Origin of the sequence: Pseudomonas sp. G1002, assembly GCF_013385455.1 — a bacterium.
Classification (GTDB): domain Bacteria; phylum Pseudomonadota; class Gammaproteobacteria; order Pseudomonadales; family Pseudomonadaceae; genus Aquipseudomonas.
Genome location: NZ_JACAPY010000016.1, coordinates 141515 through 154270, shown reverse-complemented (window position 1 = coordinate 154270; position 12756 = coordinate 141515). Strand labels below are relative to the sequence as shown.

11 protein-coding genes and 1 pseudogene are annotated in these 12756 nt (G+C 62.9%); 7 read left to right on the top strand and 5 right to left on the bottom strand.

What is annotated here, in order from left to right:
• The first annotated feature begins 32 nt into the window (after window positions 1-32).
• The 3 genes from HX801_RS06875 to HX801_RS06865 all read left to right on the top strand — a co-directional run bounded on the left by HX801_RS06875 (window position 33) and on the right by HX801_RS06865 (window position 2273).
• Window positions 33-935, top strand: coding sequence for a chemotaxis protein CheV (locus HX801_RS06875; RefSeq protein ID WP_003216238.1), 903 nt, complete (start codon window positions 33-35; stop codon window positions 933-935).
• Window positions 936-938: 3 nt separating this feature from the next.
• The gene (locus HX801_RS06870) at window positions 939-1421 is read left to right on the top strand and encodes an N-acetyltransferase (RefSeq protein ID WP_003216240.1); all 483 of its coding nucleotides are present in this window, start codon (window positions 939-941) and stop codon (window positions 1419-1421) included.
• Window positions 1422-1529: 108 nt separating this feature from the next.
• Window positions 1530-2273 (top strand): YkgJ family cysteine cluster protein, encoded by a 744-nt coding sequence (locus tag HX801_RS06865; RefSeq protein ID WP_003216242.1) that lies wholly within the window; start codon window positions 1530-1532, stop codon window positions 2271-2273.
• A 3-nt stretch (window positions 2274-2276) separates the two neighbouring features.
• Here HX801_RS06865 and HX801_RS06860 read toward each other — a convergent pair whose 3' ends face one another.
• The 4 genes and pseudogenes from HX801_RS06860 to HX801_RS06850 all read right to left on the bottom strand — a co-directional run bounded on the left by HX801_RS06860 (window position 2277) and on the right by HX801_RS06850 (window position 5162).
• Entirely contained in the window at window positions 2277-3416 is a 1140-nt protein-coding gene (locus tag HX801_RS06860; protein ID WP_371316558.1) for a methyl-accepting chemotaxis protein, read from the bottom strand.
• A 153-nt stretch (window positions 3417-3569) separates the two neighbouring features.
• A pseudogene (locus HX801_RS32215) lies at window positions 3570-3851 on the bottom strand (PAS domain-containing protein); the annotation flags it as partial.
• Between the two features lie 107 nt (window positions 3852-3958).
• Complete coding sequence (locus tag HX801_RS06855; RefSeq protein WP_008434195.1) at window positions 3959-4750, bottom strand: transporter substrate-binding domain-containing protein; 792 nt, start codon at window positions 4748-4750, stop codon at window positions 3959-3961.
• A gap of 169 nt (window positions 4751-4919) precedes the next feature.
• A complete protein-coding gene (locus tag HX801_RS06850) occupies window positions 4920-5162 on the bottom strand; it encodes a hypothetical protein (protein ID WP_003216247.1) in 243 nt (80 codons plus the stop codon).
• 214 nt (window positions 5163-5376) lie between these two features.
• Here HX801_RS06850 and HX801_RS06845 point away from each other — a divergent pair, with 214 nt between their 5' ends.
• The 4 genes from HX801_RS06845 to HX801_RS06830 are packed head-to-tail and all read left to right on the top strand — an operon-like array spanning window position 5377 to window position 11698.
• Window positions 5377-6543 carry an efflux RND transporter periplasmic adaptor subunit gene (locus HX801_RS06845; protein ID WP_003216249.1) on the top strand — a complete coding sequence of 389 codons (1167 nt, stop codon included), beginning with the start codon at window positions 5377-5379 and terminating at the stop codon, window positions 6541-6543.
• Window positions 6540-9635, top strand: coding sequence for a multidrug efflux RND transporter permease subunit (locus tag HX801_RS06840; protein WP_008434191.1), 3096 nt, complete (start codon window positions 6540-6542; stop codon window positions 9633-9635). Before HX801_RS06845 ends, HX801_RS06840 begins: the two co-directional genes overlap by 4 nt.
• 31 nt (window positions 9636-9666) lie before the next feature.
• On the top strand, window positions 9667-10344 hold the full coding sequence (locus tag HX801_RS06835; protein WP_003216255.1) for a heavy metal response regulator transcription factor: 678 nt from the start codon (window positions 9667-9669) through the stop codon (window positions 10342-10344).
• A complete protein-coding gene (locus HX801_RS06830; RefSeq protein WP_102369879.1) occupies window positions 10334-11698 on the top strand; it encodes a heavy metal sensor histidine kinase in 1365 nt (454 codons plus the stop codon). Before HX801_RS06835 ends, HX801_RS06830 begins: the two co-directional genes overlap by 11 nt.
• Window positions 11699-11711: 13 nt before the next feature.
• Here the strand turns inward: HX801_RS06830 and HX801_RS06825 are convergent, their stop codons facing one another.
• Window positions 11712-12680, bottom strand: coding sequence for a LysR family transcriptional regulator (locus HX801_RS06825; protein ID WP_003216257.1), 969 nt, complete (start codon window positions 12678-12680; stop codon window positions 11712-11714).
• Window positions 12681-12756: the final 76 nt, after the last annotated feature.

Here is a 12756-nt window from a genome sequence, read left to right as displayed (position 1 = left end):
AGATCGTCATCCCTGATCCACAGAAGGTTTTTATGTCCACCACCAAAGCCCGCGCAGATTCACTCTCGCTTCTGCTCTTTACCTTGCGCAGCGGCAAGCTGATGGCGATCAACCTGCTGAAAGTCAGTGAAATCATTCCCTGCCCGCCGCTGACCAGGCTGCCGGAGTCGCACCCCCACGTCAAAGGCATCGCCACCTTGCGCGGCACCGCGTTGTCGGTGATCGACCTGAGCCGCGCCCTGGGGGAAATGCCCCTGCAAGACCCGGACGGCGGCTGCCTGATCGTCACCGATGTAAGCCGTTCCAAGCAGGGCCTGCATGTGCAGGCGGTAAGCAAGATCGTGCACTGCCTGACCACCGACATTCGCCCGCCGCCGTTTGGTTCCGGCGGTACGCGTTCGTTTATCACCGGTGTGACCCAGGTCGAAGGCGCCCTGGTGCAAGTGCTGGACATCGAGAAAGTCATCCACGGCATCGCCCCGGCGCAGATCGAAGCGGCGCCCACCGACCTGACCATGGAAGAAGCCGAAGTGCTGGGCAACGCCCGAATCCTGGTGGTGGACGACAGCCAGGTGGCCCTGCAGCAGTCGGTGCACACCCTGCGCAACCTCGGCCTCACGTGCCACACCGCCCGCAGCGCCAAGGAAGCCATTGACCGTTTGCTGGAGCTGCAAGGCACCGTCGAGCAAATCAACGTGGTGGTCTCGGACATCGAAATGTCCGAAATGGACGGCTACGCCTTTACCCGAACCCTGCGGGAAACCCCGGACTTCCAGGACCTTTATGTGCTGCTGCACACCTCCCTGGACAGTGCGATGAACAGCGAAAAAGCCCGCTTGGCCGGCGCCAATGCGGTACTCACCAAGTTTTCTTCGCCGGAACTGACCAAGTGCCTGGTGGTAGCCGCCCAGACCGTGGCGCAACAGGGCCTGTGACCGGTGGGTGAATATTTCCAGCTGCTGCGCCGCGACCTCACCGGCAGCCTGCCCGCCCCGCAGTGGCCGGCGGATATCCAGCTGGATCATTACCGCGAAGCCATGGCCCCGGCGATCCATGCGGTATTGAGCCTGGCCCAGGAACAAGGCGGCGGACGGGTCGGCTCCCTTGAGCACTGGCGCCAGCAGTTCGTTACCGATGCCGAGTTCGACCCAAAACTGTGCCTGGTGGCAAGTAACGCCAGCGGCATTCTGGGTGTGTCCCAATGCTGGACCAGCGCCTACATCAAGAACCTGGCCATTCACCCCTGTGCCCAGGGCATGGGGTTGGGCCGTGCGTTATTGCTGCACACCTTCCAGGTGTTCAAGCAACGCGGCGAAGCGTTTGTCGACCTCAAGGTGCTGGAGTCCAACTTGCGGGCACGGCGGCTGTATGAACGTGTGGGCATGGTGTTTGTGCTTCGCGACCTTGTCCCCGAGGACTGACGGCGCTGGCGCATAACTTGCTTTGCACAGAGGCAGAACGGTGAACAGAGGCAAAAACCCGCCACCGTTCATGAGTGCCTTCTGACCTTGCCTGGTGACAGATCCTCCATGAATACCCATTTTTCCTGCGTCGGTTGCGGCAAATGCTGCACCGACCACCATGTGCCCTTGACCCTCGAAGAAGCCCGCAGCTGGGCGGCTGACGGCGGTAATGTCATCGTGCTGGTGGAAGGTTTCCTGGGCAGTGGCCTGGGGCTGCCCGAGTTGCAACGTGACCACGCACAACGCCGTTCCGCCATCGTGCCCAGCGGCAATACCGAGGCGTATGTGGCAATCACGTTTGCCGCCTATAACGCCGGGCGCTGCCGGAATCTTGACGAAGACGACCGTTGCCGCATTTACGAGCGGCGGCCGTTGGTGTGCCGCATCTACCCGATGGAGATCAATCCGCACATCCCGTTGAACCCGGCAGCCAAGGACTGCCCGCCGGAATCCTGGGAGCAGGGGCCGGCGCTGATCGTGGGGGGCGAGTTGATGGACAAGGAGCTGGCCGAGTTGATCCGCCGCTCACGCCAGGCTGACCGCGATGATATCCAGGCCAAGGAAGCCGTGTGCGGGTTGCTGGGCATCCATACCACGGCGCTCAAGGGCGATGGGTTTACCGCGTACTTGCCCGACATGGGCCTGTTTGCCCAGGCGATCGAGTTGGCGACGCAAGAAGTCGTGCAGGCCAATGAGTGGGTGTTTCATGTGTCCGGGATGGACATTGCCGAGCAACTGCTGGATGCCGGCGCCCGGATTGCCACCGAGGTGCCGGCGAACTATGCCTTCATTTCATTGCGGGCGGCTTAAGCGCTAGCGCCGCTTGCCCCAGAATTCCTCCGCCAACCGCCGCAAGTCATCCGCCAGCCCCGCCACGTCCCCTGAGCTGAGCTGGCTCTGCTGGCCAGCGCTGACCGTCACTTCCCCGGCATTGCGAATGCCGATGATGTTGCGATTGATGTCTTCGCTCACCGCACTCTGTTCTTCCACCGCCGCCGCAATCTGCTGGCTCATGGCGGTAATTCGGGTCACTCGCTGGCTGATCCCATCCAGTGCGGCAGCGGCGCGCTGGGCCTGATCGACGCTGGCCTCGACATGCTGGCTGCTTTGCGCCATCGCCTGCACCGCATCCCGGGCGCCGCCTTGCAGGGTGCTGATCATGCGCTGGATCTCATTGGTCGAATCCTGCGTACGCTGGGCCAGGCCTCGTACCTCATCGGCCACCACAGCAAACCCGCGTCCTTGCTCCCCGGCCCGCGCCGCTTCGATGGCGGCATTCAGCGCCAGCAGGTTGGTCTGTTCGGCAATCGCCCGGATCACTTCCAGCACCCCGGAAATATCGCCACTGTGGCTTTCCAGTTGATGGATCACTGCGGTGGCCCGCGCCAGTTCCTCGGACAAACGCAGCACCGCGTCGCGGCTTTCATCCACCCGTTGATGGCCCTCGCGGGTTTCGCTGCCGGCCTGGTCAGCGGCCCTGGACGCCTGCAGCGCGTGCTCGGCGACTTGCGCCACGCTGGCGGCCATTTGATTGATCGCGGCGGCGACCTGATCCGTCTGGGTCTGTTGGCCGAGGCTGCTGGTGTGGCTGCTGTCCAGTTGTTGCACCAGCGCCGCGGCATGGCCGGACAGACGTTGCGACGCATCGCCAATCCGGCCGACCACTGCGCCCACCTGGGCCTCCAGCATCTGCATGGCAAACTCGATACGCCCGAACTCGTCCTTGCGCCCGGTGTAGATCGCCTGGCTCAGCGGGTTATCGGCAATCAGCCGTGCCCGCTGGTTCAACTGTGCCAGGGGCCGTAACAAGCCATGCACACCCGCTACCCCCACGGCGCAGGCCGCCGTTCCCGCCAGCAGTTGCCAGGTCAGCGGATAAGTCGCCAGCTCAAGGCCCAATGCCCAGGTTGCGGCGCAAGCCCCCAGGACCCATGCCGACAGCTTGAAGGTCATGCCCACCACGGGCCGTGCTCGCCGAGTGCCGGCACGCAGGCGGGCATAGGCCCGTTCGGCCCGATGCACCCGCCGTGCATCGGGCTTGGTGCGCACCGATTGATACTCCACCGTCACGCCGTCCCGGGTGACCGGCGTGGCATAGGCACTGACCCAATAGTGATCGCCGTTCTTGCAGCGATTTTTCACCATGCCCATCCACGAGCGACCGCTTTTCAATACCTGCCACATGTGCGCAAACGCCGCGGCCGGCATGTCCGGGTGACGCAGCAGGTTGTGCGGCGTGCCCAGCAGCTCCTCGCGGGTGTAGCCGCTGATATCGATGAAGTCCTGGTTGGCGTAGGTAATTGCGCTGGTCAGGTCGGTGGTCGAGAGGATATTGGCGTCGGGGGCAAAATCCACATTTCGACCGGTGACCGGCAGATTGATCTTCATGGAAAAGCGCGCTCGTGATTGTTGGAGGAGTCGGCAGGGCGTCGACTCTAAGCGCACCGGTTGGGCAAATACTGATCCAGCTCATGTTCCGCGCAATTAATTGGCCATTACGGTCTGGAGAGCGGCGCGTCCAGCCGGTAGGGCTCGATGATGCGTTGGTATTCGCCGCTCTGTTTCAGTTGCTCGAGGGCGTGATTGAGGGCGCTGCGCAAGGCGGTGTCGGGCTTGCGCAGTGCGATCGCCACGCCGTTACCCAGCAGTTCGGTGGAGACGTGAGGGCCGAGGAAGTCGAAAACCTGACCATCAGCGGTGTCGAGCAGCGCCTCACGGATTTCCACGGTGCCTTGCAATGTTGCATCGATGTCGCCTGCCAGCAGGCTGCGGATCAACTCGTCATTGCGCCAGAATGCCTTGACGATGACCCCCTTGGGCGCCCACTTCGACAGGGCGAAGGCTTCGCGGTTGCTGCCCACCAGAACGCCCACGCGCTTGCCCTTCAGTGACCGTGGGGTCGGCTTCAACCCTGATGTCTTGCGGGCCACCAGGCGCGTGGTGATCGGATAAAGGTTATCGGTGAAATTCACCCGCTGGCGCCGTTTCAGTGTAGGGGCCATGCCCATGATCGCGTCGAATTGCCTGGCTTCAAGGGCGGGGAAGTTTTCCACAAGGACCTGGTCGACCCAGGTACACCGCACATTGAGCTGTATGCACAGGGCATTGCCCAGCTCGATGTTCAGCCCTGCAAGCTGGCCATGTTGATTGCGGCTTTGGAAGGGTGGAAATTGCGCAGCAACGGCGAAACGAATTTCATGCCGTGGTTGACCGCTGGCCGCAGTGGTGGAGAAAACGCTGGCCATCAGCGACAACAACAGCACGACACAGGTGCGTATCAGAACCACAGGGGACGTCCTTTTCCAGAAAACCAGCTTTACCACGTCCAGCCCCGAGCGAAAGAGTCGGGGCAAGCGGGTGTCATGCAAGCTTTCAAGAATTGGCCGCAGGCCTACAAGGCGAAACGTCAGTAACTGTTGTAGGCATAAATCTCCATTACGGAGGATTTATTACCGGTCAGCGCTTGCCCATCGAGCGACGGGTGCCGGGAGGCGCCATGCCCGGGCTCTTGGTGTGGCCGTTCTTGGCGCCGTTTTTGTACCACGGCTGGCTGGCGTTTTTCGCCCCGGCCAGTTCGCCCGGCTTGAACGGAAACTTGAACGCCGGGATCTCGGCCTTGGTTTCGCCTTCGACGCTGTCAGGGTTGGCCTGTTGGTCGATGTCGACCGCTTCAACAGCGGGTTGTGTCGGGGAATTCATGGTGGCTCCGGGGAGTACTGAAAATGACGCGGGCCCGACTTGCAGGCCACACCGCCGCGCAGTATACCTGCGCGCCTCGGATCTTTAACCACTGCTCGTACGAATGGTCGGACTTTACTGACGGCGCTGTCAGTTAGCAGTCACTTTGCTGACCCGGTTGGCGGGCTATAAAGAGCCTTCATTCTTCCGATCCTTTGCCCTGGCGCCTCACCCCATGCACATTCAACGAAAACCTGCCTTGATCGTGGGCGTCCTTGTGGTACTGGCCGTGGTTGCCTGGGTGGTGACCCGCCCGGCCAAGACCAAACTGACCGCATCGTCGGCGATCCCGGTGCGGGTGATCAGCGTCAAACAGCAGGACATCCCGCGGTTTGTCAGCGGCATCGGCTCGGTGCTGTCGTTGCACAGCGTGGTGATTCGCCCGCAGATCGACGGCATCCTTACCAAATTGCTGGTCAAGGAAGGTCAACTGGTGAAGGCCGGCGACCTGCTGGCGACCATTGATGACCGCTCGATCCGCGCCAGCCTGGACCAGGCCAAGGCGCAGCTCGGGGAAAGCCAGGCGCAACTGCAAGTCGCGCTGGTCAACCTCAAGCGCTACAAGGAACTGAGCATCGACGACGGCGTGTCCAAGCAGACCTATGACCAGCAACAAGCCCTGGTCAACCAGCTCAAGGCCACGGCCCAAGGCAACCAGGCCGCGATTGATTCGGCTCAGGTGCAGCTTTCCTACACACAGATTCGCTCGCCGGTTACCGGTCGCGTCGGGATTCGCACAGTGGATGAAGGCAACTTCCTGCGCATGAGCGACACCCAGGGCTTGTTCTCCGTGACCCAGATCGACCCCATTGCCGTCGAGTTCTCCCTGCCGCAACAGATGCTGCCGACCCTGCAAGGCCTGATCGCCGCGCAACTGCCCGCCGACGTCAACGCCTACATGGGCGCCGACACCGACGGCCAGACCGGCGACCTGCTGGGGGAGGGCCGCCTGAGCCTGATCGACAACCAGATCAGCGGCACCACCGGCACCATCCGCGCCAAGGCCGAGTTCAGCAACGGCGCGCAAAAACTCTGGCCGGGGCAGTTGGTGACGATCCGCATCCAGACCGCCCTGCACAAAAATGCCCTGGTGGTGCCGCCTACCGTGGTGCAACGCGGCCTGGATTCGCACTTCGTGTACCGGCTCAAGGGTGACAAGGTTGAGGTGGTGCCGGTGCAGGTGCTGTACCAGAACAGCGACATGAACATCCTCCAGGGTGTGCAGGCCGGCGATGTACTGGTCAGCGACGGCCAGTCCCGGCTCAAGGCGGGCGCCCAGGTCGATGTGCTCAAGGAGCCGCCTCAGGTGATCCAGACCGTTGATGCCAAGGTGCAGCCATGAGTGGCAGTCGTTCGCCGTCGGCCTGGTGCGTCGACCACCCGGTCGCCACCTTGCTGCTGACCTTCGCTTTGGTATTGCTCGGGATGATTGCCTTTCCACGCCTGGCCATCGCCCCACTGCCGGAAGCGGAATTTCCGACGATCCAGGTCAGTGCCACGCTGCCCGGCGCCAGCCCGGACACCATGGCTTCATCCGTGGCAACGCCGCTGGAGGTGCAATTCAGCGCCATCCCCGGCATGACCCAGATGACCTCCAGCAGTGCCTTGGGCTCCAGCCTGCTGACCCTGCAATTCACCCTCACCAAGAGCATCGACACCGCCGCCCAGGAAGTGCAGGCGGCGATCAACACCGCGTCCGGCAAACTGCCCAGCGACATGCCTAGCCTGCCGACCTGGAAGAAGGTCAACCCGGCGGACAGCCCGGTGCTGATCCTCAGCGTCAGCTCCGACAGCATGCCCAGCACCGAGCTGAGCGACTACGTGGAAACCCTGCTGGCCCGGCAGATCAGCCAGATCGACGGGGTCGGCCAGATCAACATTACCGGCCAGCAACGCCCGGCCATCCGGGTGCAGGCGTCGGCCGATAAACTCGCGGCCATCGGCCTGACCCTGGCGGACGTGCGCCTGGCGATCCAGCAATCGAGCCTGAACCTGGCCAAGGGCGCGATCTACGGCGAGAACAGCGTGTCGACCCTCTCGACCAACGACCAGTTGTTCCACCCCGAGGATTACGCCCAACTGATCGTGTCCTACAAGGACGGGGCACCTGTACAGCTGCGGGATATCGCCAAAGTCATCAACGGCTCGGAAAACGCATACGTGCAGGCCTGGTCCGGCGACACCCCAGGCGTCAACCTGGTGATCTCCCGCCAGCCCGGCGCGAACATCGTCGAGACCGTGGACCGCATTCAAGCCGAACTGCCGCGCCTGCAAGCCATGCTGCCGGCCTCGGTGCAGGTCAGCGTGTTGACCGACCGCACCAAGACCATCCGCGCGTCCCTGCATGAAGTGGAAGTGACCCTGCTGATCGCCATCCTGCTGGTGGTGGCGGTGATGGCGCTGTTCCTGCGCCAGCTGTCGGCCACGTTGATCGTGTCCAGCGTGCTCGGCGTGTCGCTGGTGGCCAGTTTTGCCCTGATGTACCTGATGGGCTTCAGCCTGAACAACCTGACCCTGGTGGCGATCGTGATCGCCGTGGGGTTTGTGGTGGACGATGCGATCGTGGTGGTGGAGAACATTCACCGCCACCTGGAAGCGGGCCTCGACAAGCGCGAAGCCGCGATCAAGGGCGCGGGTGAAATCGGTTTTACCGTGGTCTCCATCAGCTTCTCGCTGGTGGCGGCGTTTATCCCGCTGCTGTTCATGGGCGGTGTCGTGGGGCGGTTGTTCAAGGAGTTTGCCTTGACAGCCACCTCGACCATCCTGATTTCGGTGGTGGTCTCGCTGACCCTGGCGCCGACCCTGGCCGCATTGTTCATGCGCGCACCAACCCATCATGCCCACGACAAACCCGGTTTCAGCGAACGCCTGCTGGCCGGCTATGCGCGCAATCTGCGCCGCGCCCTGGCCCATCAACGCACCATGGCCGCGATCTTCATGGTGACCCTGGCCCTGGCCGTGGTCGGCTACGTGTTTATCCCCAAGGGTTTCTTTCCGGTACAAGACACCGGCTTCGTCCTCGGCACCAGCGAAGCGGCGGCCGACGTGTCGTTCCCGGACATGGTCGCCAAGCACAAGGCAATCGCCGAGATCGTCAAGGATGACCCGGCGGTGGAAGCGTTCTCCCATTCGGTGGGTGTGACCGGCAGCAACCAGACCATCGCCAACGGCCGGTTCTGGATTGCCTTGAAAGATCGCGGGGATCGCGACGTGTCGGCCAGCCAGTTTATCGACCGGATCCGCCCGAAACTGGCGAAAGTGCCGGGCATCGTCCTGTACCTGCGGGCCGGCCAGGACATCAACTTGAGCTCCGGCCCCAGCCGCGCCCAGTACCAGTACGTGCTCAAGAGCAATGACGGCCCGACCCTGAATACCTGGACCCAGCGCCTCACCGAAAAGCTGCGGGCCAACCCGGCGTTCCGCGACCTGTCCAACGACTTGCAACTGGGCGGCAGCATCACCCACATCAGCATCGACCGTCAGGCCGCCGCGCGGTTTGGCCTCACCGCCACCGATGTGGACCAGGCACTGTACGACGCCTTCGGCCAGCGCCAGATCAACGAATTCCAGACCGAGATCAACCAGTACCAGGTGGTGCTGGAACTGGACACCCAGCAACGCGGCAAGGCCGAAAGCCTGAACTACTTCTACCTGCGCTCGCCGCTGACCAACGAGATGGTGCCGCTGTCGGCGGTGGCCAAGGTCGACCCGCCCACCGTCGGGCCCTTGTCCATCAGCCATGACGGCATGTTCCCGGCGGCCAACCTGTCGTTCAACCTGGCACCGGGCGTCGCGTTGGGCGATGCGGTGATCCTGCTCAACCAGGCGAAGAATGAAATCGGCATGCCGACCACCATCATCGGCAACTTCCAGGGCGCGGCCCAGGCGTTCCAGAGTTCATTGGCCAGCCAGCCCTGGCTGATCCTCGCGGCACTGGTGGCGGTCTACATTATCCTGGGTGTGCTGTACGAGAGCTTCGTGCACCCGCTGACGATCATCTCCACCTTGCCATCGGCGGGGTTGGGGGCGCTGATCATGCTGTCACTGATGGGCCAGGACTTTTCGATCATGGCGTTGATCGGCCTGGTGCTGCTGATCGGGATCGTGAAGAAGAACGGTATCCTGATGATCGACTTCGCCCTGGACGCCCAGCGCGTACGCGGCCTGCCGCCCGAGGAAGCGATTTATGAGGCGTGTGTCACGCGGTTCCGGCCGATCATCATGACCACCCTGGCCGCCCTGCTGGGTGCGGTGCCGCTGATGCTGGGCTCCGGCCCCGGCGCGGAAATGCGCCAGCCGCTGGGTATCGCGGTGGTGGGCGGGTTACTGGTGAGCCAGGCGCTGACGCTGTTCACCACACCGGTCATATACTTGTACCTCGAGAAGTTTTTCCACAGACCCAAACCAGCTCCCCAGCTGGCAATCACACACTGAGGCTGAGGCCCCGTCCTGGAACAAAAGGCTCATGCGTGTACTGATTATTGAAGACGAAGAAAAAACCGCCGACTACCTGCACCGCGGCCTGACGGAGCAAGGCTATACCGTCGACGTCGCCCGTGAAGGCGTCGAAGGGTTGCACCTGGCCCTGGAGAACGATTACGCGGTCATCGTGCTCGACGTGATGCTGCCCGGCCTGGATGGCTTTGGTGTTTTGCGCGCGCTGCGGGCGCGCAAGCAGACGCCGGTGATCATGCTCACCGCCCGCGAGCGCGTGGAAGACCGTATTCGCGGCCTGCGCGAAGGCGCGGATGATTACCTCGGCAAGCCGTTCTCGTTCCTCGAACTGGTGGCGCGCCTGCAAGCCCTGACCCGTCGCAGTGGCGGGCATGAGCCGGTGCAGGTGACCATCGCCGACCTGTGGATCGACCTGATCAGCCGCAAGGCCAGTCGCAACGGCGTTCGCCTGGACCTGACCGCCAAGGAGTTCTCGCTGCTCAGCGTATTGGCCCGGCGCCAGGGTGAAATCCTGTCCAAGACCTCGATTGCGGAAATGGTCTGGGACATCAATTTCGACAGTGACGCCAATGTGGTGGAAGTAGCGATCAAACGCCTGCGGGCCAAGCTCGACGGGCCGTTCGAACAGAAACTGCTGCACACCATCCGTGGCATGGGTTACGTGCTGGAGAACCGCAGTGTCGGCTAACTCCATCGCCCTGCGCCTGAGCGGCATGTTCACCCTGGTGGCGCTGCTGATCTTCCTGTTGATCGGCGGCGCGCTGTACCAGCAGGTGGACAAAGGCCTGGGCCTGCTGCCCGGGGCCGAGCTGGATGCGCGCTACAGCGTGCTGGAGTCTTCGGTCAATCGCTTCGGTACGCCGGACCATTGGGCGAAGATCACCGCCAAGCTCAAGTTGTTGGGAGAGGAAGACAAGCGCATTCGCTTCTGGGTGGTGAGCAGCGACCCGACCTACGAATACGGCAACCCGGACGCGCAGATTCGCGCCTTTGCCGCCGGCCCGACCGGCAAGCGCGACTTGCGCCTGCCGGGCCATGCCTACCCGTTCAAAGTATTGGTCAGCCAGTTTCCAGCCAAGGAGCAGCGCCCGCCGCTGCGTTTCCTGATCGCGGTCGACACCGAGAACTTCCGCGCCACCCAGCATCAACTGCTGGTGGCGCTGATCGGCCTGGCGTTTGTCGGCGTGCTGCTGGCCTCGCTGCTGGGGTTCTGGGTGGCGCGCATCGGTCTCAAGCCGCTGATCAAGCTCTCGGACGAGGCGCAGAAACTCGCACCGCCGAAACTCTCCGGGCGCCTGCAATTGTCGCCATTGCCGCCGGAGCTGAAGCAGTTCGTCAACTCCTTCAACTCGACCCTCGACCGGGTGGAACAGGCCTATTCGCGCCTGGAGTCATTCAACGCCGATGTGGCCCATGAGCTGCGCTCGCCGCTGACCAACCTGATCGGCCAGACCCAGGTGGCGCTGACCCGTGGGCGTTCGGCCGAGCATTATTTCGAGGTGCTGCAATCGAACCTCGAAGAGCTGGAACGGCTGCGCTCGATCATCAATGACATGCTGTTCCTGGCCAGTGCAGACCAGGGCAGCAAGGCCACCAAGCTCATCACCAGTTCGCTGGCGGATGAAGTGGCGACCACCCTGGATTACCTGGACTTTATCCTCGAGGACGCCCAGGTGCAGGTGCGTGTGACCGGCGATGCCCAGGTGCAGATCGAGAAGGCGCACTTGCGCCGGGCGTTGATCAACCTGTTGAGCAATGCGGTGCAGCATACGGCGCCTGGCCAGGTGATCGAGGTGAAGATCGAAGTGCTGGCGAATCACGTGGCGATCGGGGTGACCAACCCGGGCGATGAGATTGCCAGCGAGCATCTGCCCCGGTTGTTCGAGCGGTTCTATCGGGTGGACGCGTCCCGCAGCAATAGTGGGGCGAATCACGGGTTGGGACTGGCGATCGTCAAGGCGATCGCGTTGATGCACGGCGGAGATGTGTTTGTGCGCAGCGAGGGCGGCGGCAACACCTTTGGCATTACGCTGCCGGTGTAGCGGCCGCCCCCCCTCAGTTACTCAGTCGTACCCCGCCCAAACTGCCACTTAGCTCATAGGCCGCCAGTTCCGCCTGATGCGCGGCCATGATTTCCGGCAGGGAACTGCGCAGGTATTCCACCCACGTCTTGATCTTCGCATCCAGGTATTGGCGCGACGGGTAGATGGCGTACAGGTTGAGCTCCTGGGAGCGGTAGTTGGGCATCACCCGCACCAGGGTGCCGTTGCGCAGCCCTTCAATCGCCGCATACACCGGCAACAGGCCAACGCCCATGCCGCTGGTGATCGCGGTCTTCATCGCATCCGCCGAGTTCACCAGGAACGGTGAGCTGTTGATCGCCACACTTTCCTGGCCTTCAGGGCCATTGAACGACCATTTATCCAGCTGAATCACCGGGCTGACCAGGCGCAGGCACGCGTGGTTGAGCAGGTCGCTGGGCCGTTGCGCGCAGCCGTTGGCCTTGACGTAGGCCGGCGAGGCACAGGCGATGCTGTAAGTTATCCCCAGGCGCTGCGAGACAAACCCCGAATCCGGCAACTCGCTGGCGAGCACGATGGACACGTCGTAACCCTCATCCAGCAGGTCCGGCACGCGGTTGGCCATGGTCAGGTCAAAGGTCACGTCCGGGTGGGTGCGGCGGTAGCGGGCAATCGCATCGATCACGAAGTGCTGGCCGATGCCGGTCATGGTGTGCACTTTCAACTGCCCGGCCGGGCGGGCGTGGGCGTCGCTGGCTTCGGCTTCCGCTTCCTCGACATACGCCAGGATCTGCTCGCAACGCAGCAAATAGCGCTTGCCGGCCTCGGTCAGGGCGATGCGGCGGGTGGTGCGGTTGAGCAAACGGGTTTGCAGATGGGCCTCAAGGTTGGAGACCGCGCGCGAGACGTTGGCAGTGGTGGTATCCAGCTGCACGGCGGCGGCGGTGAAGCTGCCGGCTTCGGCCACACAACTGAAGGCGCGCATGTTTTGCAAGGTGTCCATTAAGGTGCTCTCAGGGGAGATGGCAAATTGTGACACGAAGTTGCAGGATCCAGTGATCCCTACGAACGGATTATCG